Below are 24,468 nucleotides of genomic sequence, written 5' to 3' on the forward strand. Positions count from 1 at the left end.
GATCTCGAAGCTGTGGGCTCGTTGCTCGTTGCTCGTTGCTCGTGACGGGAAGCTCGCTGCAGGAAACCACCACCCTGGCTCAAGTTCATCGCCGTGCGGCCGATAGTTCGAAATATCGCACCATCCGGCGTCTGTTCCGGCCACCAGAACCGCGGCTCGCTGGCAGACTACGACCATCGACAAGGGAATACGTCATGCCCTCTATCTCATCGCTCGGTATCGGCTCAGGCATCGACCTCAATGGACTGCTTGATCAACTCGAGGCTGCTGAACGCAAGCAACTCGACCCTATTATCGTCAAGCAGGCCAGCTATGAGGCGAAAATCTCGGCCTACGGCAAGCTCGACAGTGCCCTGAGCAGCTTTCAGGATGCCGTGGCAAAGCTAAAGGACCCGGCATTGTTCAGTAGTCTGTCAAGTACCGTCGACGGCGAAGGCATCACCGCCAGCGACAGCAGCAGCGCTCAGGCCGGCCGCTATGAAGTCAGTGTGACGCAACTGGCCAAGGCCCAGAGTCTGGCATCGGCCGGCTTCAGCGATCGAGACGCCGCCCTGGGTGGGGGAACCCTGTCGCTCTCGGTTGGTGGCAAGGATATCGATATCGAGATCGGTGAAGATGCCAGCAGCCTCGACGATATTCGCGATGCCATCAATGCATCCGACGCGGGCGTGCGCGCCACCATCGTCAACGACGGCGACCCGGACGCTCCCTGGCGGCTGGTGCTGACCAGCAAGGAGACCGGTACCGAGGCCACCATCTCCGATATGTCGTTCACTGCCTCCGGTACCGACAAGGGGCTCGAATCGAGCCTCAATCTGACCGCGATGGAAGAGACGGTATCCGCACAGAACGCCGAACTCACGGTCAACGGCATTGCCATCAGCAGCTCTTCCAACAAGGTGGAAGGTGCCATTGAAGGGGTCACCCTGACGCTGAGCGCCACCGGCGACAGTACCGTCAAGGTCGAGAACGACAACTTCGCCCTGCGCGACGCGATCACCACTTTTGTCGACAGCTACAATGACCTACAAGGTACCGTCGACCAACTGACCAGTTTCGATTCCGACAGCGGGGCGGCCGGCGAACTGCTCGGTGATGCCACGCTGCGCAATATCGACGCCCGCCTGCGCAGTGGCCTGGTCTCCAGCGTCGATGCCGGAGGCCTGAGTTCGCTCAGCGATCTGGGTATCACCCTGCAGCTGGACGGCACCCTCGAGCTCGACGACAAGAAGCTCGACGAGGTGATCACCAACCAGCGTGGCGATCTTGCCACTTTCTTCTCCGGTACCACAGATGCGGCAGGGGAAGTGGTTCAGGCCGGTTTTGCCACCAACCTCGACACCACTCTGGGCGACATCCTTGACGATGGAGGACTGCTCGACAACGCCACCACTGGCGTCGAAACCCGGCTCGAGACCCTGGACGCCCAGTATGCGCGAACCGAGAAGACCATCAACGAGACGGTGGATCGCTATCGCAAGCAGTTCAGCCAGCTCGACACCATGATCGCCAGCCTCAACCAGACCAGCAACTACCTGACCCAGCAGTTCGACGCTCTGAATGCCCAGACCGGCAAGTAATACGTCGGTCAGTGAGGCTCAGGCCAGTGAGGCTTCGGCCAGTGAGACTCGGGCCAACAAGACCCCGGCAAGCATTCATGCCGGGAACCGCGGCACAGGGCTGTGCCGCCGATACCAGCCCGTACCGCACCAGCAGCAGCTCCATGCGTCTGCTCTGGGGTGGTACGGGCAGCCATCAAATGGATCAGGATGACCATTTGATCAACGAGTCGCCAGTCCCGACGCCTCAGGTAAACACCCGACTTTCGCGGACCGCGAGGCAATGATCAGGAGGAACGTCAACATGACCGTCATGCAAGGCAACGCCGGCTATGCCCGAGGGGCCAGCGCCTATGCCCGAGTAGGCGTCGAGAGCAGCGTCATGTCTGCCAGCCCGCACCAGCTTATCGTGATGCTGTTCGATGGCGCCCAGGCCGCCATACGTGCCGCCCGCCTGCACCTGCAGGATGGGCGCATCGAGGCGCGTGGCGAGTCCATATCCCGGGCGCTCAACATCATCAACAACGGCTTGCGGGCAGCACTCGACATCGAGCGCGGGGGCGAGATCGCCACTCGGCTCGATAGTCTGTACGACTACATCAGTACACGCCTTATCGAGGCCAACCTTCGTCGGGACATGGCCGCACTGGATGAGTGCGACCACCTGATCGAGGAGATTGCCTCGGCCTGGCGCGAAATCGGCTCCACAACCAACTGACCGAGGTGCTCATGCCCCACGTCCGCTGTCCACAAGATACTGAGCACGCTCGGCTCATCGAACAGTACACCGCCCTGTTGCGATTGACGGAGCGTATGCTTCAGCTCAGCCATGACCACGAGTGGGAGCAACTCATCACCATCGAGGCCGAGTATGTGACCGCGGTCTCCCGGCTCGGAGGCCCACTGCCGATCGAGCACCTCGATGAACCCACCCAGAAGCACATCGGCGAACTGCTGGAGGCCATTCTCGACAACGACATGCGCCTACGTCAGCAACTCGTCGAACGGCGCGATGCACTGGGCGACATGCTGCAGGTATCGCGTCGCCAGCAGGACCTGCATCGCGCCTACAGCGGCGGCAAGGTCGTCAATGCCGGCTCACGCTTCCGACGGAATCCGTCGTGAGCGGCATCAACAGTCTGATCGATACACTGCTCCACCAGGTGCTGGGCAAGCGCGTCGACCTGCCCGCACCTCGGGACTTCAATGCCCCGGTCAAGGCCATCGACCCTGGGCGCGGGCCACACGAGGTCCATAGTGACTCGCGGCTCGACGCACGTCATTCCTCGGCCGTCGCCCGCAACGAGACAGGCCAGGGATCCAGCCACACAGCACCGGCTGGTGGCGTGACTCCCTCGGCCATCATTCGTCTCAGCGCCCCGGCGCAGCATATTGCGGACCTACTGCTGCGCTTTCCAGCACCTTCTTCGGTCATCACCTCCCGACAGCCTCTGCTGAGTGCGCCTCCCTTGCCATCGCCCCAGTCTCCTCCCGCGTCGACCGACCTGAAAACGGACCACGCGGCACATAGCGCACCCACCGCCCTCGGCGCCTCGAACGAGGCGTCCGTCCGACCGGAGGTCAACCAGATTGCACTTCGCCTGGGCCACCAGGTCCGCGACAGTGGACTGTTCTTCGAGTCTCACCTGGCACGCTGGATCAAAGGTGAGATGCCACGGGAACAACTGGCGCGAGAACCGCAGATGTGGCGCCTTCTGCAGTTCCACCCCGCGGCAAGTCCCGACCACCAACGCGGCAGGCCCCAGGGCCTGACCTCCGCCCCCTGGCGGGCCAGTCAGCCAGCCGGTTTCGTGCCCCAGGGCTCGCCATTGGTCAGCTCTCTCGAGGCTCACGAGACTACCAGTCAGCAACCACAACACAGTGGTGACCACGCCCACCGTCCTGCCGTCCATGACAGCCTGGCACCTCTGGTGCGCCATCAACTGGAACTGCTGTCCACACCAGCGCTGCGCTGGGAGGGTGATGTCTGGTCGGGACTGTTCATGGCGCTGCTGCTTCAACCCGACAGCAGGCATCAAGGTGACGACAGACAGCCCATCGACCGGGGTGGTAATGATGACTCCCGGCAACAGGCCTGGCAGGCACACATGCAACTCGATGTGGACAGGTTCGGCACCCTGTCGATTGATGCTCGGCTCGAGGAGACTCGGCTGTCGCTGACGCTAGGCACCGAGGACGAACAACTGCGGGAGACACTGCGTCAGCATCAGCAGACCCTGGCCTCTCGTTTGAGAGGTCATGGTCTGCAGCAGATCGACATCCAGGTTGGCGCTTGCCCTTCGACACGCCAGGACACTCCTGCCAATGACTGACATCCCCTCGTCACGACGCCAGGCCGTCGCACTCGCCTATGATGAAAACGATGGTGCACCACGCGTCATCGCCAGTGGCTACGGCAATATCGCTGAGCACATCATCGAACAGGCCCATCAGCAGGGCATTCATGTCCACGAGGAACCCGCACTGGTTGGCCTGCTGATGCAGCTCGACATTGACCAGCAGATTCCTCCCGAGCTTTACCAGGTCATCGCCGAATTACTGGTGTGGATTTACGAACTTCGTAGCTAACACTCCCCCTCAATGAAGAAAAGTTTCATATAGTTATTTTTCGTTATTTTTATTGAATATCCAATTATTCCTGGGATGAAATAGCATCATTGTAATGCTATTTATATGAAGATTACGGTTCGTTGATGTACGTCAACGACTGGTCGAAATCGTCACTTGTGCGACTGGCGCATTACGCCACACTAGCGTCATTCGACGATGAAAAAGAGCGTAGATGCCCGCAGAAAGACTCATTTCGGCCCAGAATTGCGGAATTTTGCGTTCGACAATGCCGGCAACGATCGGCGGTATAACGAGAATTGAGGCAGGGAACTATGAGCTCCACCACATTGGTCGACGAGATTCAGGACATGAATCTTGCCTACCTTCTGCTGGCCAGAAGGCTACTGGCGGAAGATCGCGCCACTGCGCTTCTGCGGCTGAAGATCACCGAAGAGCAGGCGGACATGCTGGAAGACCTGAATGTCCGCCAGCTGACCCGAATATCACGCGCCAATCAGTTGATCTGTCATCTGAGTCTCGGCAGCATTGAGCAATTGCGACAGATTGTCGACAACCCTCGAGAACATGGGCTTTCCCATTTGCATTCATCCCTGTTGATGGCAAGCACCAACATGCAGGCCGAAACACTGGGAGAATAACCATGGCGACACCCAAGAGCCTGGTCACTGAGATGCAGCAGGTTCAGATGGCCATCGATCTGATCGAGCTCGGCGCGCGCCTCCAGGTACTGGAAACCGAGACGGACCTCAGCCGTGCGCGTCTGATTCGACTGTTCAAGGAAGTCCGCGGCATGTCTCCGCCCAAGGGCATGCTGCCGTTTTCCACGGACTGGTTCATTACCTGGCTGCCGAACATTCACTCATCACTGTTCTACGCCTACTATCAGCGGCTGCTGGGACAGGGATGCGAGCGCATGGAGGCCTTCGTCAAGGCCTATCGCCTGTATACCGAACAGATCGATATCGATGCAGCCGAGCCGGTGCTGGGCCTGACCCGCGCCTGGACCCTGATCCGCTTCTTCGAGAGCGACATGCTGCAGTTGTCGACCTGCACACGCTGCAAGGGCCCGTTCATTGCCCATGCACATTCGCCCGCCCACGACTATGTCTGTGGTATCTGCCAGCCTCCCTCGCGTGCCGGCAAGACCCGACGGCGTCAGCGCAGCCTGTATACAGACGGGGCAATCGATGCCCTCGGCCATCAGGCCTGAGCCACCCGGCTGGTCAAGCGTCCCTGGAGGCGTTTGACCAGCTGTCTCACCGGTACCATCGCTCATTCCTGGAACTGCTCGCGCCCTCTTCAGCTTCGACGCCTTCCCAGCCGCAACCTCACCGCTACCAGCTCGGCAACCCTGGCGCCATCCGTCGAGCCCTGCCCGGAATATCGTGCCCTCCAGCTCAAGTCTGACTCTGCACCGCCGATAACCCTATACAACACCTCAATTCGTGACTGCAGAGGATACCGGTCGTGCTGATACCTATTGGATTTCTGGTCGTATTGCTGTCCGTCTTCGGAGGCTTCGTGCTCTCCGGCGGCAGCCTGGGCCCCCTGTTCCAGCCGACGGAACTGTTGATGATCGGGGGTGCCGGGCTCGGTGCCTTCATCGCTTCGAACCACGGCAAGGCGCTCAAGGCGACCTTCCGCATCTTCCCTCGTCTACGCCGTTCCAATCGCTACGACAAGGCGCTGTACATGGACCTGATGGCCCTGCTGTACCGCCTGCTGTCGAAGGCCCGACGCGACGGCATGCTGGCCATTGAACGTGACATCGATACGCCTCAGGACAGCGCGCTGTTCAGTGAGTACCCACGGGTACAGGCAGACCCGATGATCATGAACTTCCTCACCGATTACCTGCGCCTGATGGTGGCCGGCAACATGGAGCCAATGGAAATCGATGAGTTGATGCTGCACGAGATCGAGATGTTCGAACAGGAAGCCCATATACCGGCCGATGCCATTGCCAAGGTTGCTGATGGCATGCCGGCATTCGGCATCGTTGCCGCCGTCATGGGCGTGGTCAAGGCGCTCAGCGCCGCATCCGCCGATCCTGCCGAGATGGGGGTAATGATTGCCCACGCGCTGGTCGGCACCTTTCTCGGTATTCTGCTCGGTTATGGCTTCATCGGCCCGCTGGCCAGCCGCATCGAACGCCAGGTCGGCGAATCGGTGAAGATGCTGCAGTGCCTGCGTGTCACTCTGCTGGCCAGCCTGCATGGCTATCCGCCCCAACTGGCGGTGGAGTTTGGTCGCAAGGCACTGCATACCAGTGAGCGCCCCGGCTTCAGCGAGCTGGAAGAGCATGTCCGTGACGCCAAGTCGAGTGCGGGGGGCGCATGAGCACGCACAATGATCGTCGCCCGATCATCATTCGACGCCGCAAGATCATTCACAAGCATCACGGCGGCAGCTGGAAGATCGCGCTTGCCGACTTCATGACCGCCCTGATGGCGCTGTTCCTGGTGATGTGGATTCTGTCCTCGTCGAGCCGTGAGACCCGCGAGGGTGTTGCCGACTATTTCAGCACACCGCTGCTGACGGCACTGACCAATGGCGACAGCCAGGCCGTGAGCCCCCAGGTCATCCCTGGTGGAGGCCCGGACCCGATGACTACCGAGGGTGAGCGCGCTCGCATCGACACGCGCATGCAGCCCCGTCCCAGCGAGCAGCAGAAGCGTGCCTTCCGCAACCTTCAACGCCGCATCGAAATGGCCATCGAGCAGGACCCGACTCTGAAAGGGATCCGCAACCAGCTGCGCTTCGACATGACCCAGGAAGGGCTACGCATCCAGCTTCTCGACAACGAGCAGCGTCCGATGTTTGCCCTCGGCAGTGATGCCATTGCGCCCTACCTTCAGAACCTGCTGCGCACCATGGCCCCGCTCCTCAATGACCTGCCCAATGACCTGAGCATCAGTGGCCATACCGATAGCCTTGCCTACCTCAACGGCTATCAAGGCTACAGCAACTGGGAACTGTCCACCGACCGTGCCAATGCCTCCCGCCGAGAACTGATCCTGGGTGGTCTGGATGCCGCCAAGCTGCTGCGTGTGGCCGGCATGGCCGACCAGGTGGTCATGCCCGGTTCCGAGGCGGACAACCCCATCAACCGTCGTATCGAGCTGGTGGTGCTGTTCCCCAGTGTGGCCGAGCTGATCCGTCACCCCGGCACTCTGGCCCCAGCCATCCAGCCTCGGCAGGACATGAAGGCAGAAACCATGATCGCGCAATCTCCTGACCAACCCGACCAGGTGCCGGGCGTCGCCACGGATGAAGGCACGGGTTCAATCAGCGCGGTGACGCACTAAATCATTCGAGGGTGTAACTGGCATGGATCTTTCAGACTTCTACGCAACCTTCTTCGAAGAAGCCGACGAGCTGCTGGCCGATATGGAAGGTCACCTGCTGGCACTGGACCCGGCGGCCCCCGACCCCGAGCAGCTCAACGCCATCTTCCGTGCCGCTCACTCGATCAAGGGCGGGGCCGGTACCTTCGGCTTCGACATTCTGCAGCGCACCACCCACATCTTCGAGAACCTGCTGGATCATACCCGGCAGGGTGAGCTGGCGTTGCGTGCCGAGATCATCGACACCTTCCTGGAAACCAAGGACATGCTCAACGATCAATTGGATGCCTACCGCAATGGTACCGCGCCGGACGCCGAAGCCTACGAGCGCATCTGCCAGACCCTGCAGAAGATTGCCGAGGAGGAGCTTGGCCGCCAGCCGGAAACCGCCAGTGACACGGCACAGCAGACGCTGGACACCAGCGCTCCCGACAAGGTCCCGCAGGCTGCTGCGGACAATGACCCATGCCTGACCGAAAGCGAAGCTGGCCTGCTGCTGGTGACACTGGTCGAGTTGGACGACAAGGATCGTGATTTGCTGGTCGAGGAACTGAGCCAGCTCGGCGAAGTGGTTGAGCGTCGCGGCAGCGACCAGCGCCACGAAGTCGTGCTGCGCAGTAGCGTCAGCGCCGAGGATATCGAAGCTGTCATGTGCTTCATCGCCTCCGCCGATCAGATCGAGATCCGTGATCTGACAGAGCCTCAGAGCCCACCGGCAGACACCAGCCCCACTCCCGAATCCGGTCCAGCAGCAACACCACCCGACACGCCGCCCACGGCTGGTACTGCCACGACAGCGAAGGCAGCTCCAGAACTGAAGGCTGTCGCCACCCCAGCGTCGCCCCGTCCGGGAAAGGTCGCTCCCCGAGAGAACAGTTCAATTCGCGTTTCGGTGGACAAGGTCGATCAGATCATCAACCTGGTGGGTGAACTGATCATCACCCAGTCGATGCTCGACCAGACCGTCAGCGAGATGGAGGGCAACAGCCATCCAGGGCTGCTCAGCGGCATGAGCCTGCTGCAGCGCAACGCCAGGGATCTTCAGGAAGCCGTGATGTCAGTGCGCATGGTACCCATGGACTATGTCTTCAGCCGCTTCCCGCGTCTCGTCCGTGACCTGGCCGGCAAGCTCGGCAAACAGATCGAACTGGTCACCGAGGGTGAATCCACCGAACTCGACAAGAGCCTGACCGAGCGCATCATCGACCCCCTCACCCACCTGGTGCGCAACAGCCTCGACCACGGTATCGAGCTTCCCGGTGCGCGAACGGCGGTCGGCAAACCCGCCACCGGGCGCCTGACACTGTCGGCACAGCATCAGGGCGGCAACATTCTTATCGAGGTGATGGATGACGGCGCTGGACTGAATCGGGAGCGCATTCTCGCCAAGGCCAGCGAGAGCGGGCTGAACGTCTCGGACGCCATGAGCGATGAGGAAGTCTGGCAGTTGATCTTTGCCCCGGGCTTCTCCACCGCCGCAGAAATCAGCGATGTCTCAGGCCGTGGCGTGGGGATGGATGTGGTCAAGCGCAACATCCAGGCCATGGGCGGCCACGTCGAGATTCTCTCGAGACCCGGGCAAGGCACGACCACTCGCATCGTGTTGCCGCTGACCCTGGCGATTCTCGACGGCATGTCGGTCAAGGTTGGCGCTGAAATGTTCATCCTGCCGCTGTCGGCGGTCATCGAGTCCATGCAACCAACGCGCCAGGACCTCTACACCATGGCCGGTGATGATCTGATGCTCAGGGTGCGCGAGGAATACCTGCCAGTGGTAGCCCTGCATGAAGCCCTGGAGGTGGCCAATGCCTGCCATCAGCCCACTGAAAGCATTGCCGTGATCGTACAGGGAGAAGGTCGCCGCTACGCACTGCTGGTCGACGACCTGGTTGGCCAGCAGCAGGTGGTGGTCAAGAACCTCGAGACCAACTACCGCCGAGTGCCAGGCGTCGCCGCCGCCACCATCCTCGGCGATGGCAGTGTGGCGCTGATTCTCGACATCGCCGACCTGCATCGCCTGCATCAGCGCAAGAGACGCGACGCGTGCTCGGCGCTGACAGACAGCGCGACACAGCTCGCCCCCCAGAGCTCCCACACCACTGAAGCATCCACCACCACAGCGGAGGACATGACGCCATGACCGACTTGAGCCAGGGCAGTGGCCCGGTCGCCACTGATCTCAACCAGAGTCAGTTCCTGATCTTCTCCCTCGGCGACGAGGAATACGCCATCGATATCCTCAAGGTGCAGGAGATTCGTGGCTACGAGAATGTCACTCGCATCGCCAACGCCCCGGAGTTCATCAAGGGCGTAACCAATCTGCGCGGGGTGATCGTGCCGATTGTCGATCTGCGCCTGCGCTTTGCACTCGAGAACGCCGAATACAACAGCCAGACGGTGGTCATCGTGGTCAACGTCGGCCAGCGCGTGATCGGCATTGTGGTGGATAGCGTCTCCGACGTGATGGCACTGCTTCCCGAGCAGATCAAGCCTGCCCCCGAGTTTGGCGCCACCCTTTCGGCGGACTATCTGAGCGGCCTCGGCAGCGTGGGCGACCGCATGTTGGTGCTGGTCGACATCGAGCGTCTATTGACCAGCGAGGAAATGGCACTGATGGAGCAGGTCAGCGATGGCCATTGAGGCTGCCGACAGGTCCCTGACCCTCGAGAAGCTGGCTCCAGAAAAACCAGAGGGCCACTGCATCACATTCTTTCATTCTGGCAACGCATGAACTCTCCAATGATGACTTGAAAAGGGCAGATCCGTGAACATATTCCGTAGCATGAGCATAAAAATGCGCTGGTCGATGGTACTTGGACTCTTCACCATCCTGGTCGTTATCTTGAGTGGACTCGGTCTCTATACGACCAAGCTCAGTCAATCCGCGATTCGTGAACTGAACGAGGTCAATGTTGACCAGCGCACCCTGCTGAACCGCGCCTTCTCTCAACAGTGGCTCATCCAGTCCCAGATGCGTGATATCCGTGCGAGACTGCTGTCCGACAACTGGACCGACAAGCCCAGAGAGCTGGCCGCGGACATCACGGATCTCAACAAGAACATCGATTCCCTGGAGCAGTTCATTGACGGCTTCCTCGCCTTGCCCGCACAGCCGTCGCAGACAGAGCAGCTCAATGCAATCCGCGACAGCTTCCGGACGCTTCTCGATGACGGCCTACTGCCCCAGCAGCAACGCCTGGCCGAGAGCAATACGCCCGCCTTCACCAGCCATGCTCCCCAGACGCGTGAGCTGATCGTCGACTTCGAGAAGGCATCCACCAACTTCTTCGATACCGCCAGTCAGCAGGGCGCTGCCCTGTACAGCAACTTCCTCGAGCGTGCGAATACATTGCAATGGACTGTATTGGCGGTACTGATCATTTCCCTGCTGACCGTCGCGGTGGCGCTATGGGATATGTTCGTCAACATCGCCCGCCCGCTGGTCGGTCTGCTCACCTATTTCGGGGCGGTTGAACAGGGCGACCTGTCTCGCCGGATCCCCGAACACGAGAAGAACGCTCTGATTCCCATCTGCATCGGTCGCCTCTACGCATCGCTGAGCAAGATGCAGAGCGGTCTGGTCGGCATGGTTGGCGGAGTCCGCAATAGCGGTGACTTGATCTATCAGGGATCCCAGCATATTGCTGCCGGCAATGGCGACCTGTCGGCACGTACAGAACAGCAGGCCGCTTCACTGGAAGAAACCGCTTCGAGCATGGAGGAGCTGTCCTCCACGGTCAGCCAGAACGCCGACAACGCGCGCCAGGCCAGCCAACTGGCACGCGAGGCCAGCAGCGCAGCCAGCCGTGGTGGTGAAGTTGTCAGTGATGTGGTCAAGACGATGCAGGATATCCGTACCGGATCCCACCATGTTGCCGACATCATCAGCACCATCGATGCCATCGCCTTCCAGACCAACATTCTGGCCCTCAACGCTTCCGTGGAAGCAGCCCGTGCCGGCGAGCACGGCCGGGGCTTTGCGGTAGTGGCAGAGGAAGTCCGCAAGCTGGCCAGTCGCTCCTCCGATGCCGCCAGCGAGATACGCGAACTCATCGACGCCTCTCTGAAACAGGTCGAGGCCGGCACACTGCGCGTCGATGATGCCGGTCAGGTGATGAAGGAACTGGTCAGCGCCGTGGCCAATGTCAGCGACATCATGGATGAGATTGCCTCGGCATCCGTTGAACAGAGCCATGGCATCCAGCAGATCAACGAAGCCGTGACCCAGATGGAACAGGTGACTCAGCAGAACTCTCTCCTGGTTCAGCAATCGGCATCGGCATCGCAGCAACTGGAGGCAGAAGCCCGCCAGCTGTCATCCACCGTGGGGCGTTTCCGGATCGCCGAGCACGAGCAGTCCCGCGGTGAGGCAGCACAGCAGGACGAACGCCTGGCACGCTGGATGCCGGCACTGACCACCGAGATGAAGCACCAGGGTTCGGTGAGTCGCGAAGGGCATCGTGACGAGGAATGGGAGCCCTACGGGCGCTAGTGATTCTCGACCACCACCAGGTCACCCGGGCGGGGCCATGTCGGGCCCCGCCATCCGACAGAAGAAGGGATTCCTCTTGAACCAGTCGACAGCAAGCTGCACAACGATCAGCAGAGCCGACAGCCCCATCGCCAACATGGCCCGAGATCTGGTACTGACGGAACGTGACCTGAACCGGGTACGCACACTGATTCACCAGCGTGCCGGCATTGTGTTGGCCGAGCACAAGCGGGAAATGATCTACAGCCGTCTGTCAAAGCGCCTACGCCATTACGGCATGACACGTTTCGCTGACTACCTGGAGTATCTCGAACGCCACCCACAGTCGGATGAGTGGCAGGCCTTCACCAACGCCTTGACCACCAATCTCACGGCCTTCTTTCGTGAGGCCCATCACTTTCCGTTGCTCGCCGAGCATGTCCGCCAGCGTACTGGACGAATCCGGGTCTGGAGTTCGGCCGCCTCGACCGGTGAGGAACCCTGGTCCATCGCCATGACCCTGGCCGATACCCTGGGCGGTGCAGCCGCCAATCGCTTCGAGGTGATTGCGACGGATATCGATACCGATGCACTCGACAGCGCCCAGCGCGGTGTCTATGACGTCGAACAGGTCGGACGTCTCGACGATGACCTGGTACGCCGTCACTTTCTGCGTGGCAGAGGACAACAGCAAGGTCTGGCCCGAATCCAACCAGAACTGGCCGCCAGAGTTCAGTTCGAACCGCTCAACCTGCTTGCCCCCAAATGGCCACTGAAGGGGCGTTTCGATGCGATCTTCTGCCGTAACATCATGATCTATTTCGATAAGCCAACCCAACAGAAGATACTCGAACGTTTTGTGCCCTTTCTGCAGCCGGACGGCCTGCTGTTCGCCGGTCACTCCGAGAACTTTGCCTGGCTGAGCAATTCATACCGCCTGCGCGGCAAGACAGTGTATCAACTGGCAAAACCGTAAGTAACGATCCCCTGGCAACGAGCAACGAGCAACGAGCAGTTGAGTCATGCTCCCGAGAGCAGTGCCGGATACCGACGTCGCCAGTGAAAGGCTGGCAATGCTTATTCAACCCTGCACAGGACTGCTCGCGACTCGGAGCTCGAAGCCCGAAGCTCAGCTAAAGATTTCCCCCGCTCCGCCGATATCTTCTACAGACCTTTTCGTCCACTCGTGGTGTTACTGTCGCCAAGGAGAACCGATTGAGCACGTCCAGAATCAAGGTGCTGTGTGTCGATGACTCGGCGCTGATCCGCAACCTGCTCCAGGAGATGATCGACGCCCAACCGGATATGGAAGTCGTGGCGGTGGCACCGGACCCCCTGATTGCCCGCGACCTGATCAAGCAGCACAACCCGGATGTACTGACGCTGGATGTCGAGATGCCGCGGATGGATGGGCTCGACTTTCTCGAGCGCCTGATGCGGCTGCGTCCAATGCCGGTGCTGATGGTCTCGTCGCTGACCCAGGCGGGCTCCGAGATCACGCTACGCGCTCTGGAGCTGGGCGCCGTCGATTTCATCGCCAAACCGTCAATGGGCATTCGCAACGGCATGCTCGATTATGCCGAGGAAATCGTCGGCCGCATCCGCGCCGCAGCACGCTCAAGACCCCGCCAACGCCCTCGTACCAGCACGCCTGTCGCCACCCTGACCGCCCCCATGGTGTCCAGCGAGAAGCTGATCATCATCGGAGCTTCAACCGGTGGTACCGAAGCCATTCGTCAGGTGCTGGAACCACTGCCCGCCAATAGCCCGGCCATTCTCATCACCCAGCATATGCCCGGCGGCTTCACCCGCTCCTTTGCCGAGCGCCTCAACCGCTTGTGTCGGATCACTGTCAAGGAAGCCGAGAACGGCGAGCGCGTGCTGCCTGGCCATGCCTATATCGCACCAGGTGATCATCACCTGGAGCTGGCCAGAAGTGGCGCCAACTACATCACTCGCCTGCACGACGGTCCACCGGTCAATCGCCATCGCCCCTCGGTCGATGTGCTGTTCCATTCCGCTGCTCGCTGTGCCGGGCGCAATGCGGTCGCCGCACTGCTGACCGGGATGGGCAAGGATGGTGCAGCGGGCCTGCTCGAAATGCGTCAGGCCGGTGCATCGACACTGGCACAGGACGAACAGAGTTGCGTGGTCTTCGGCATGCCCCGCGAAGCCATTGCATTGAACGCGGCCATGGAAGTGGCCGCATTGGATGACATCGCGCCACGCTTGATGTCGCTGGTTGCAGCCTCGGGGCGAGCCCAACGCGTATAGCTCTCTCGAACCAGACCTGGCTTGCCAGGTGTGACTGACAAGGATCGTTCACATGTTCAACCAACTCCGCAAGGTAAGTGTGCACTCGCTGATCATAGCGCTGCTGCTGTTCCTGATTGTGCTCACCGGCACGATTGTGGGTGTCGGCACCAAGACCAATGGCGAAGCCAAGCAGACCATGGCATCGATCGATGCGGTCAACATACAACAGCTCAACCAGCTCAATCTGACCAGTGCCGCATTCTCGAGCGCCCTGTTCGACATGGAAGTCTATCGGGATACCGGCGAACCCAGATTCCTGGAGAAATCCGCAGAGCGCATCGAGCAGTCCGAACATCATTTCAGCACCTTCGTCGCATCAAAACGCCTGGGAGATGGCATAGCCCTGGGGAAAGCTGTCGAAGAGGCCTACCACCCTGTCGCCCAATCGGCACCACTACTGGTGGAGGCATTGAAGAAAGGCGATGTCGAAGGTTACGACAAACTGCGTGATCAACTGGCCCCGAACATCCTCGAGCTCAACCGTACCGTGCGTGACTTCGCTGACTATGGCAATCGTCGCAGCGATGCCCTCATGACGTCATTCGAGAACGCCAGCGCCAGTTTCTCGACGCTGAGATATGTCGCACTGATCACCATTCTGCTGGGTTACAGCATCGTCTATCTGTGTATCCGTCGTCTGATCGTGACACCGCTGAAACAGTCGGTATCCACCCTGGAAACCATCGCCCGATGTGACCTGAGCTCAGATATCAAGGTCGAGGGGCGTAACGAGCTCAGCCGCCTGTTCAGCGCCATGCGCGACATGCAGAACAGCCTGACCAATACCGTCAGCGGCGTACGCAACAGCAGTGTGCAGATCGTCAATGCCAGCCGCGAGATTGCCACCGGCAATACCGACCTGGCGTCGCGCACCGAACAGCAGGCCGCCTCACTGGAAGAAACCGCCTCCAGCATGGAAGAGATCACTACCACGGTCTCACAGAACGCTGACAATGCCGGTCAGGCAAGACACCTGGCGCTCGAGGCCTCTCACACCGCCGAGAAGGGTGGCGAAGTGGTCGGTCAGGTCGTCGACACCATGGGACGTATCAGCTCAAGTTCCCGCGAGATTGCCGAAATTACCGGCATGATCGACTCGATTGCCTTCCAGACCAACATTCTGGCCTTGAATGCCTCGGTCGAGGCCGCCCGTGCCGGCGAGCAGGGCCGTGGCTTTGCGGTGGTGGCAGGAGAAGTCCGCAGCCTGGCCAGCCGCTCCGCAGAAGCCGCACGTCAGATCAAGGCCTTGATCGAGACATCCGCCAACCAGGTGGAAGATGGCGCCACCCTGGCCCGCCAGGCGGGCGATACCATGCGCGAGGTCGTGGCTTCGGTACGTCGAGTCAGTGACATCGTCGATGAGATCGCCGTAGCCTCCCGCGAACAGAGCGACGGCATCACCCAGATCGGCCAGGCCGTACTACAGATGGACCAGGCCACCCAGCTCAATGCTTCCATGGTGCAGCAGATCGCTCGCGAGGCCGATGGCCTGGCTTCCGAGGCTGCGGCACTCGAGGCCAATGCCAACGTCTTCAAGTTGCCGGGCATGACCCATCTGCCCCAGGCAAGACCACACACCCCTACAGCTGTCGCGACAGCCGCCAGAACCCCATCCAGCGACACTGAGCATGCTCGGGCTAAAGCCAAGGCCAACGCCACAGAAAGCGAATGTGACTGGGAGGCCTTCTAGGCCTCCCCCAACGAACCATCCCGAACCACCCCGAACCAGAGGATTTCTCTCAATGGCCGACAAGAACATGCGCATCCTGGTCGTCGATGACTTTCCCACCATGCGCCGCATCGTCCGCAGCCTGCTCAAGGAACTCGGCTTCAACAATGTCGAAGAGGCCGAGGACGGACAGGAGGGCCTGACACGTCTGCGTGAGGGCGGATACGACTTCGTGGTCTCGGACTGGAACATGCCCAACCTTGACGGGCTGGAGATGCTCAAGATCATTCGTGCCGATGATGCACTCAAGTCCCTGCCGGTACTGATGGTGACCGCTGAAGCCAAGAAGGAAAACATCATCGCCGCCGCCCAGGCCGGTGCCAACGGCTATGTGGTCAAACCTTTCACCGCCGCGACCCTGGAAGAGAAGATGGGCAAGATCTTCGAAAAACTGGGCATGTAATCACGCGCGATGCCAGCAGGAGATTCGCATGACATCACCACAGACTGCCGACAGCTACCGGCCGGCCCAGACCGATGACCTGGTTCAGCGCATCGGCCATGTCACTCGCCTGCTGCGTGACAGCATGCGTGAACTGGGCCTCGACAAGGAGATCGAGCGTGCCGCCGAGGCGATTCCCGATGCCAGGGACCGCCTCAACTACGTGGTATCGATGACCGAACAGGCCGCGGACCGCTCGATGAATGCCATCGACCGGGCTCAGCCGCTTCAGGACAGCCTCAACGAGCACGCGACAGCCCTTCAGCAGCGCTGGGATGCGTGGTTCGAGGCCCCCTGTGAATTGAGTGAAGCCCGCGATCTGGTCAGTGACACCCGAGCCTACCTGGCCATGGTGCCGGAACATACCCAGTCGACGCAGAAGGAGCTGCTCGAGATTCTCATGGCCCAGGATTTTCAGGACCTGACCGGCCAGGTGATCAAGAAGATGATGGAGGTGATTCAGGAAATCGAGACCCAACTACTTCAGGTACTGATCGACAGTGTGCCAGCTGGTGAGGCACGCGATACGCTCAGGCGCAGTGTCGAACGCGAAGAAAGCCTGCTCAACGGCCCACAGATCCACAAGGAAGCGGAAGATGTGGTCGCCAGCCAGGCCCAGGTCGACGACCTGCTCGATGAGTTGGGTTTCTGACGTACATCACGACCCACACCAGCGGTACTGAAATCGTGCACTGAAACCGGGTCTCGAAGATAGGCCCCGGTTTCGTGCCCTATTCCACCCTTTACCCCTGTCGGTCACGCGCACAATGAGCCGTGATGAGTTCCTGTGCCCGATGACCCGACATGGCCGAACAGAGTAGTGACCAGGAAAAAACCGAACCCGCCTCCCCCCGGCGCCTGGAAAAGGCCCGTGAGGAAGGCCAGGTCGCGCGCTCTCGCGAACTGGCTACCTTCACCTTGCTGTTGGGTGGTGTCGTCGGGCTGTGGTCGACTGGCGCCCTGCTCTATGACCAACTCGGCGGTGTGATGGAGCAGGCCTTCCTGTTCGAGCGCCGTGAGGCCATGGAAACCATGCCCATGCTGTCCCAGGCCCTGTCGCTGGGGCAGCGTTCGCTATTCAGCCTGATACCGCTGTTTGCCCTGCTGACACTGATCGCCCTGCTGTCCCCGGCACTGCTCGGTGGCTGGTTGTTCAGCAGCAAGTCTCTCAAGCCTCAGATCTCCAGGCTCAATCCGCTCAAGGGCCTGCAGCGCATGTTTTCGAGCCAAGCGCTGGCGGAGCTGGCCAAGGCGATCGCCAAGGCCAGCCTGGTCGGTGGCGTCGGCGTCTACTTTCTCTATCGGCATCGCGGTGAGGCCCTCGGCCTGATGAAACTGCCGGTCCCAGCGGCCCTCACCTCTGCGCTCGAGCTGATCGCCATCGCCTGCGCTCTGATGGTAATGACGTTGATTGTGGTGATCCTGATCGACGTCCCTTATCAGCTATGGAGCCATGCGAAGAAGCTGCGTATGAGCAAGGAGGAGGTCAAGCAGGAGTTCAAGGAAGCCGAGGGTGATCCACACATCAAGGGACGGATCCGCCAGCAGCAGCAGGCCATCGCCCGCGGCCGCATGATGAGCCAGGTGCCCAGCGCCGATGTGGTCGTCACCAACCCCACTCACTTTGCCGTCGCTCTGGCCTGGAACGAGGGCAACATGGGCGCGCCACGCGTGGTCGCCAAGGGCATCGATGCAGTTGCTGCACGCATCCGTGACGTGGCCAGCGAAGCCGGAGTACCGCTGCTCGAGGCACCACCACTGGCACGCACGCTCTACCAACATGTTGACCTGGACCGGGAAATCCCGATCGATCTCTACAACGCCGTCGCCGAGGTGCTGGCCTGGGCATTCAGCCTCAAGCGCGCCGCCAGCGAAGGCAGCGCACCACCTCCGACACCTGACGCCATTGAAGTGCCGGACAGCCTGGCTGTACCGGCAGCGAACGACCAAGGGACTGCCCAATGATCATCCTGAAGCTGCCGGTCACCACTGACCCAGTGTACCGACCGCCTTCCCTGCAAGATCAGGGAGAGTATCCATGAAGGCACTGAGCCACTACCTGACCCGGCGCGACTGGATGTCCGAAATACCGATGAAGGTACTTGCCGGGCCGCTGCTGATCATCATGATCCTGTCGATGATGATCCTGCCGCTGCCCCCCTTCGCACTGGACCTGTTCTTTACCTTCAACATCGCACTGTCGGTGATGGTGTTGCTGGTCAGCATGTTCACCAGCAAGCCACTGGACTTTGCCGCCTTCCCGGCGGTGCTGCTGTTCACTACCCTGCTGCGCCTGTCGCTCAATGTGGCTTCAACCCGTGTCGTGCTGATGAATGGTCACGAAGGTGGTGATGCCGCAGGCAAGGTCATCGAGGCCTTCGGCCAGTTCCTTGTCGGCGGCAACTTCGCTGTCGGTCTGGTGGTGTTCCTGATCCTGGTCATCATCAACTTCATGGTCATCACCAAGGGCGCCGGTCGCATCGCAGAAGTGGGTGCCCGCTTCATGCTCGACTCCATGCCCGGCAAGCAGATGGCCATCGACGCCGACCTCAACGCCGGCATGATCGGTGAGGAGGATGCCCGAAAACGTCGGGCCGAAGTGTCCCAGGAGGCGGATTTCTACGGCAGCATGGACGGTGCCAGCAAGTTCGTGCGCGGAGACGCCATGGCCGGCCTCGTGATCATGGCGATCAACATCCTGGGCGGCCTGATGATCGGCCTGCTGCAATACGACATGGCATTCTCCGATGCCGCACGCACCTACATCCTGCTGGCCATCGGTGATGGCCTGGTGGCACAGATCCCCGCACTGGTGATCTCCACCGCCGCTGGCGTCACGGTATCCCGCGTCAATACCGAACAGGATGTCGGTCAACAGATGATCGGCCAGCTGTTTGCCAATCCCCGAGTGCTGCTGCTGGCGGCAGGCGTCATGGGCCTGCTCGGGCTGGTCCCCGGCATGCCGAACCTGGTATTCCTATTGTTCACCGGCCTGCTGGGCGGCCTGGCCTGGTGGATGACCCGCACCGCCGAACGGCGTCTGGTGGCCGAGCAGGAGACCCGCCCACCGGAGACCGCCCCCGAGACACCGGAGGCCAGCTGGGATGATGTGCAGTTGGTCGATACCCTCGGCCTGGAAGTGGGTCACCGGCTGATTCCGCTGGTCGACGCTCGGGAAAAGGGCGAGTTGCTGGGCCGGATCAAGAGTGTGCGCAAGAAGTTTGCCCAGGACGTCGGCTTCCTGCCCCCGGTGGTGCATATCAGGGACAACCTTGAACTCGATGCCACCACCTATCGTGTCACCCTCAAGGGCGCCGAGGTGGGACGCGCCGAAGCCTGGCCAGGGCGTTGGCTGGCCATCGACCCCGGCCACGTCTCCGGTGAGCTCGACGGGACGCCGACCCGCGACCCTGCGTTCGGCCTGGCCGCCATCTGGATCGACGCCAGCCTGCGCGAACAGGCGCAGGTGTACGGCTATACCGTGGTCGATGCCAGTACCGTGGTGGCCACCCACCTCAACCACCTGCTGCACCGCCATGCTCCAGAAATGCTGGGTCGTCAGGAGGTGCAGAAGCTCCTCGACAAGCTCGGCGAAGAGCAGAAGGCGCTGGTCGAGGAAGTGGTGCCCAAAGCCATCCCGCTGACCACCTTCACGCGCATTCTCCAGCAGTTGCTCGACGAGGAGGTGTCGATTCGCGACCTGCGTACCATCCTCGACACCCTCGCCGAGCATGCTCCGCAACAGCAGGACCCAATGGAACTGACCAGCCTGGTACGCATCGCTCTGGGGCGCGCCATAACCCAGCAGTGGTTCGCCGGCCAGGAGACGCTCAACGTGATGGGGCTGGAGCCACAGCTCGAGCAGGTGCTCAACCAGGCCATGAACGGTAGTGGCGCACTCGAGCCCGGCCTGGCCCAGACCTTGATGAATCACACCGAAAGCGCGCTGCAGCGTCACGAGAGCAGCGGCGAACCCCCGGTACTGGTCGTCACGCACAGTCTGCGCCCGCTGCTGGCCCGCTTCCTGCGCCGTCGCCTTCAGCACCTTGTGGTGATGTCCCAGGCCGAGATTCCCGATGATCGCATGCTGCGGGTGACCACTCAGGTAGGAGGGACGTCATGAAGCGCACCTTTCTTCGCCTCTGGATGACTGGCCTGCTGAGTGCCATCACCCTGGGGAGTGCCAGCCAGTGCCTGGCGGCGCCCGGTTCCTGGGTCGCCAACGTACCTCGGCTCAACGTGTCCTCCTGCCAGGTGGACCGCCAGTCAGCGGAGATGACTGCTCCCAGCGGCCAGCGCGGCATCATCGACAGCGTCAGTTGGCAGTATCGGTCGCCGCCGGGGTCGCGCATGACGGCCCGCCTGTGCCTACAGGATCGCTGCCTGCGCCTTGACCTGGCACGGGGTACCAGCCGCTATTTCGCCGGCCTGCCGGCCAGTGGTCCCTTTACGTTTCGTTTTCGGCTCGCCGATGGTCAGCAACCTGTGGTCGTCGATTCCATGAGCCTGATCGTCAATCACCGCTGACAGCCACCCGGTGAGGGAAACACCATGTACACAGCACAAGGTAAGCTGGAGCAACATTCACAGATCGAGGCCTATCTGCCGATGGTCCGGCGCCAGGCACTGGCATTGCAGGTGCGCCTGCCCGCTGGTGTCGATACCGATGATCTGATCCAGGCAGGCATGGTCGGGTTGATCGAGGCGCTGGGGCGCTATGACGCCAGCCAGGGGACACAGCTTGCCACTTTCGCTAGTCAGCGGGTGCGCGGCGCCATGCTCGACGAGTTGCGCAGTCGTGACTGGTTGCCACGTAGCGTGCGCCGTCAGGCACGTGCCGTGGACGAAGCGACCCGCGAACTGCAACAACAGCTGGGCCGACCGGCGGAGGAACACGAGATTGCTGCAGCACTGGACATGGACGCAGTCACCTATCGCCAGCTACTGGGTGATATCAACAACGGCCTGTTGATGCCCTTCGAAGAGCTGCTGGCGGAGGGCGGGGAGCATCACTTCTCGGAGCATGTCAGTGCCACTCCCCTCGCCGAACTGATCCAGGATGAACGCCGCGAGTCGCTGGTCGAGGCCATCGCCGAGCTGCCCGAGCGCGAGAAACTGTTGATGGCGCTCTACTATCAGGAAGAGCTCAATCTCAAGGAGATCGGGGCCGTGCTTGGCGTCAGTGAATCACGGGTGTGTCAGTTGCACAGCCAAGCGGTCAGCCGCTTGAGGGGCTGGTTGTCCGAACACTGAGGCACAGTGATGCAGGGGCATCCACAGGCACAGGGCGAAGGGCTTGCCGGGTGGATGATAGGCAAGCCGTATCACCATGATGACTTCATTCAATTTATCCTATAAGACCAACGTCGGTATTCTGGCTCCCGTCTTCACAGCACGCCATTGCAAGACGCTCATGGGTGCGAACTTGAATCCCCTGCATCAACAAGGAGATGGGAATGTCCCTGATCAACACTGAAGTCAAACCGTTCAACGCCACCGCCTTCCATAACGGCGAGTTCGTGGACGTTACTGAAGAGAGCCTCAAGGGCAAGTGGAACATCTTCTTCTTCTACCCGGCCGACTTCACTTTTGTCTGCCCCACCGAGCTGGGTGACCTGGCCGACAACTACGAAGAATTCCAGAAGCTGGGGGTCGAGATCTACAGCGTTTCCACCGACACCCACTTCACTCACAAGGCATGGCACGACAGCTCCGAGACCATCGGCAAGCTGCAGTATCCGATGCTGGCTGACCCGACCCTGCAGATCTCACGTAACTTCGAAGTGCTGATCGAGGAAGCTGGCCTCGCCGAGCGTGGCACCTTCGTCATCGACCCGGAAGGCAAGATCCAGATCGTCGAGATCAACGCCGGCAACATCGGCCGTAACGCCGAAGAGCTGCTGCGCAAGGTCAAGGCAGCCCAGTACGTCGCAGCCAACCCGAACGAAGTGTGCCCGGCCAAGTGGAAGGAAGGCGAAGAGACTCTCGCACCGTCTCTGGACCTGGTTGGCAAGATCTAAGTCAGCCGTTTCTCGTTGATGCGGTAACCACTACTGCACGACGGCCCACCGCGGCAGCGCCGCTGCCGCGGTGGGATTCCTGAATCGCCCCGTACCGTGACCTGATGTTTCACGCCGCTGACGTTTAACGCCGACAGCCTCGGCGCAGGTCCTGGTGTGCCCAGGATCCAATTTACACCACCCTATTCAAGGATTGACGCCGTCATGCTCGACGACTCACTCAAGACACAGCTGAAAGCCTATCTGGAAAAGGTCACGCAACCGTTTGAGCTGGTCGCCACTCTCGATGACGGCGACAAGTCCCGCGAACTGCATGGCCTGCTGAGCGACATCGCCGCGCTGTCGGACAACATCACCCTGTCCACCGCTGGCACCGACCAACGCGTTCCGTCCTTTGCGCTGCATCGTGACGGTGCGGCGACCGGTATCGTCTTCGCCGGTATTCCGCTCGGCCATGAGTTCACCTCTCTGGTGCTGGCACTGCTGCAGGTTGGCGGTCATCCGCCGAAGGCCAGTGCCGAGGTCATCGAGCAGATCAAGGCACTCGATGCCGATATGCACTTCGAGACCTATTACTCGCTGTCGTGCCAGAACTGCCCGGACGTGGTGCAGGCGCTCAACTTGATGGCGCTGTTCAATCCGCGCATCTCCCATGACGCCATTGATGGTGCCCTGTTCCAGGACGAGGTCGAGGCCCGTGAAGTCATGTCGGTGCCCAGCGTCTATCTCAACGGCAAGCCCTTCGATCAGGGCCGCATGAGCCTCGAGCAGATTCTGGCGAAAGTCGATACCGGCGCCGAGAAGCGCGAAGCCGAGAAGATCTCGGCAAGGGACGCCTTCGATGTACTGACCATCGGTGGCGGCCCGGCAGGCGCTGCAACAGCCATCTACGCCGCCCGTAAAGGCATTCGCACTGGTGTCGCCGCCGAACGCTTCGGCGGACAGGTCCTCGATACCATGGCCATCGAGAACTTCATCTCGGTGCAGGAGACGGAAGGCCCGAAGCTGGCCACCGCCCTGGAAGAGCACGTCAAGCAGTACGACGTCGACATCATGAATCTGCAGCGCGCCGTTGAACTGGTACCGGCCAGTGTCCCCGGCGGTGAGCACGAAGTCCGCTTCGCGTCCGGCGCCAGTCTCAAGTCGCAGACGCTGGTGCTGGCCACGGGTGCCCGCTGGCGCGAAATGAACGTGCCTGGTGAGGCCGAATACCGCAACAAGGGTGTAGCCTACTGCCCCCACTGCGACGGCCCGCTGTTCAAGGGCAAGCATGTGGCGGTGATCGGTGGCGGCAATTCCGGAGTCGAGGCAGCCATCGACCTCGCCGGTATCGTCGCTCACGTGACTCTGTTCGAGTTCATGGACGAGCTGCGTGCCGATGCAGTGCTGCAGAAGAAACTGGAGAGTCTGCCCAATGTCGACATCATCAAGGGCGCTCGTACCACCGAGATCAACGGTGACGGCAACCGAGTCAATGGCCTGAGCTACGAGGAACGCGCCAGTGGCGAGATCAAACAGGTCGCTCTGGAAGGCGTCTTCGTACAGATCGGCCTGGTGCCCAACACCGAGTGGCTCAAGGACTCACCGGTGGAGCTGTCCGAGCGCGGCGAGATCATCACCGATGCCCGTGGCATGACCTCGGTCCCTGGCGTCTTCGCCGCCGGTGATGTCACCACCGTTCCCTACAAGCAGATCGTGATCGCCGTAGGCAGTGGTGCCACCGCCGCCCTGGGCGCCTTCGATTATCTGATTCGTCAGTAACTGTTCTACCCCAGCGACTGCCATGTCGCTCCCTGACGGCGTCACCGAGGAACTTTCCCAGCCTCGGCTGGCGCCAGCGGCCGCAAGGCCGTGACTAGCCTGACCGTCCTCCGGGGCGGTCTTTTTTTGCCGGTTATTATTAACATGGCAATCAAATAGCTCATCCTGATCGATTTGATTTTCGTCCGTACCACACTGGCGCAGATGCGCGAATCTGCTGGTGTGGCACGG

At 61.0% G+C, this 24,468-nt stretch carries 23 protein-coding genes; all 23 read left to right on the forward strand.

What is annotated here, in order from left to right; all coding sequences use genetic code 11:
- Nucleotides 1-194: 194 nt before the first annotated feature.
- Complete coding sequence (fliD, locus tag BUE38_RS10895) at nucleotides 195-1,580, forward strand: flagellar filament capping protein FliD (RefSeq protein ID WP_073435237.1); 1,386 nt, start codon at nucleotides 195-197, stop codon at nucleotides 1,578-1,580.
- A 283-nt stretch (nucleotides 1,581-1,863) separates the two neighbouring features.
- Nucleotides 1,864-2,277, forward strand: coding sequence for a flagellar export chaperone FliS (fliS, locus tag BUE38_RS10900; RefSeq protein ID WP_073435238.1), 414 nt, complete (start codon nucleotides 1,864-1,866; stop codon nucleotides 2,275-2,277).
- A gap of 11 nt (nucleotides 2,278-2,288) precedes the next feature.
- Nucleotides 2,289-2,684, forward strand: a complete 396-nt coding sequence (fliT, locus tag BUE38_RS10905) for a flagellar protein FliT (protein ID WP_073435239.1) — start codon at nucleotides 2,289-2,291, stop codon at nucleotides 2,682-2,684.
- Nucleotides 2,681-3,892 carry a flagellar hook-length control protein FliK gene (gene fliK, locus BUE38_RS10910; RefSeq protein ID WP_073435240.1) on the forward strand — a complete coding sequence of 404 codons (1,212 nt, stop codon included), beginning with the start codon at nucleotides 2,681-2,683 and terminating at the stop codon, nucleotides 3,890-3,892. The genes fliT and fliK overlap by 4 nt, the downstream gene beginning before the upstream one ends.
- Entirely contained in the window at nucleotides 3,885-4,148 is a 264-nt protein-coding gene (locus BUE38_RS10915; protein WP_073435241.1) for an EscU/YscU/HrcU family type III secretion system export apparatus switch protein, read from the forward strand. The genes fliK and BUE38_RS10915 overlap by 8 nt, the downstream gene beginning before the upstream one ends.
- 314 nt (nucleotides 4,149-4,462) lie before the next feature.
- Nucleotides 4,463-4,789, forward strand: a complete 327-nt coding sequence (locus tag BUE38_RS10920; RefSeq protein ID WP_073435242.1) for a flagellar transcriptional regulator FlhD — start codon at nucleotides 4,463-4,465, stop codon at nucleotides 4,787-4,789.
- 2 nt (nucleotides 4,790-4,791) lie between these two features.
- A complete protein-coding gene (gene flhC / locus BUE38_RS10925) occupies nucleotides 4,792-5,361 on the forward strand; it encodes a flagellar transcriptional regulator FlhC (RefSeq protein WP_073435243.1) in 570 nt (189 codons plus the stop codon).
- Between the two features lie 257 nt (nucleotides 5,362-5,618).
- Nucleotides 5,619-6,491, forward strand: a complete 873-nt coding sequence (motA, locus tag BUE38_RS10930; RefSeq protein WP_073435244.1) for a flagellar motor stator protein MotA — start codon at nucleotides 5,619-5,621, stop codon at nucleotides 6,489-6,491.
- On the forward strand, nucleotides 6,488-7,459 hold the full coding sequence (gene motB, locus BUE38_RS10935) for a flagellar motor protein MotB (protein WP_084541883.1): 972 nt from the start codon (nucleotides 6,488-6,490) through the stop codon (nucleotides 7,457-7,459). Before motA ends, motB begins: the two co-directional genes overlap by 4 nt.
- Nucleotides 7,460-7,481: 22 nt before the next feature.
- Nucleotides 7,482-9,638: a chemotaxis protein CheA gene (cheA, locus tag BUE38_RS10940; RefSeq protein ID WP_073435245.1), complete on the forward strand. Its 2,157-nt coding sequence runs from the start codon at nucleotides 7,482-7,484 to the stop codon at nucleotides 9,636-9,638.
- Nucleotides 9,635-10,138 carry a chemotaxis protein CheW gene (locus BUE38_RS10945; RefSeq protein ID WP_073435246.1) on the forward strand — a complete coding sequence of 168 codons (504 nt, stop codon included), beginning with the start codon at nucleotides 9,635-9,637 and terminating at the stop codon, nucleotides 10,136-10,138. The genes cheA and BUE38_RS10945 overlap by 4 nt, the downstream gene beginning before the upstream one ends.
- Nucleotides 10,139-10,280: 142 nt before the next feature.
- The gene (locus tag BUE38_RS10950; RefSeq protein ID WP_084541884.1) at nucleotides 10,281-11,990 is read left to right on the forward strand and encodes a methyl-accepting chemotaxis protein; all 1,710 of its coding nucleotides are present in this window, start codon (nucleotides 10,281-10,283) and stop codon (nucleotides 11,988-11,990) included.
- A gap of 136 nt (nucleotides 11,991-12,126) precedes the next feature.
- A complete protein-coding gene (locus BUE38_RS10955; protein ID WP_073435441.1) occupies nucleotides 12,127-12,945 on the forward strand; it encodes a CheR family methyltransferase in 819 nt (272 codons plus the stop codon).
- A 239-nt stretch (nucleotides 12,946-13,184) separates the two neighbouring features.
- Nucleotides 13,185-14,243: a protein-glutamate methylesterase/protein-glutamine glutaminase gene (locus BUE38_RS10960; protein WP_073435248.1), complete on the forward strand. Its 1,059-nt coding sequence runs from the start codon at nucleotides 13,185-13,187 to the stop codon at nucleotides 14,241-14,243.
- 52 nt (nucleotides 14,244-14,295) lie between these two features.
- Entirely contained in the window at nucleotides 14,296-15,975 is a 1,680-nt protein-coding gene (locus BUE38_RS10965) for a methyl-accepting chemotaxis protein (protein WP_073435249.1), read from the forward strand.
- Between the two features lie 52 nt (nucleotides 15,976-16,027).
- The gene (gene cheY, locus BUE38_RS10970; RefSeq protein ID WP_073435250.1) at nucleotides 16,028-16,417 is read left to right on the forward strand and encodes a chemotaxis response regulator CheY; all 390 of its coding nucleotides are present in this window, start codon (nucleotides 16,028-16,030) and stop codon (nucleotides 16,415-16,417) included.
- A 28-nt stretch (nucleotides 16,418-16,445) separates the two neighbouring features.
- On the forward strand, nucleotides 16,446-17,108 hold the full coding sequence (gene cheZ / locus BUE38_RS10975; protein ID WP_073435251.1) for a protein phosphatase CheZ: 663 nt from the start codon (nucleotides 16,446-16,448) through the stop codon (nucleotides 17,106-17,108).
- Between the two features lie 152 nt (nucleotides 17,109-17,260).
- A complete protein-coding gene (gene flhB / locus BUE38_RS10980) occupies nucleotides 17,261-18,421 on the forward strand; it encodes a flagellar biosynthesis protein FlhB (protein ID WP_073435252.1) in 1,161 nt (386 codons plus the stop codon).
- 73 nt (nucleotides 18,422-18,494) lie between these two features.
- Complete coding sequence (gene flhA, locus BUE38_RS10985) at nucleotides 18,495-20,579, forward strand: flagellar biosynthesis protein FlhA (protein WP_073435253.1); 2,085 nt, start codon at nucleotides 18,495-18,497, stop codon at nucleotides 20,577-20,579.
- Nucleotides 20,576-20,983, forward strand: coding sequence for a flagellar protein FlhE (locus tag BUE38_RS10990; protein ID WP_073435254.1), 408 nt, complete (start codon nucleotides 20,576-20,578; stop codon nucleotides 20,981-20,983). The genes flhA and BUE38_RS10990 overlap by 4 nt, the downstream gene beginning before the upstream one ends.
- A gap of 24 nt (nucleotides 20,984-21,007) precedes the next feature.
- Nucleotides 21,008-21,709: an RNA polymerase sigma factor FliA gene (locus BUE38_RS10995; protein WP_073435255.1), complete on the forward strand. Its 702-nt coding sequence runs from the start codon at nucleotides 21,008-21,010 to the stop codon at nucleotides 21,707-21,709.
- Between the two features lie 203 nt (nucleotides 21,710-21,912).
- Nucleotides 21,913-22,476, forward strand: a complete 564-nt coding sequence (gene ahpC / locus BUE38_RS11000) for an alkyl hydroperoxide reductase subunit C (protein WP_073435256.1) — start codon at nucleotides 21,913-21,915, stop codon at nucleotides 22,474-22,476.
- A gap of 204 nt (nucleotides 22,477-22,680) precedes the next feature.
- Nucleotides 22,681-24,237 carry an alkyl hydroperoxide reductase subunit F gene (ahpF, locus tag BUE38_RS11005; protein WP_073435257.1) on the forward strand — a complete coding sequence of 519 codons (1,557 nt, stop codon included), beginning with the start codon at nucleotides 22,681-22,683 and terminating at the stop codon, nucleotides 24,235-24,237.
- Nucleotides 24,238-24,468 lie beyond the last annotated feature (231 nt).

The organism is Halomonas cupida, assembly GCF_900142755.1.
GTDB classification, from domain to species: Bacteria; Pseudomonadota; Gammaproteobacteria; order Pseudomonadales; family Halomonadaceae; genus Halomonas; species Halomonas cupida.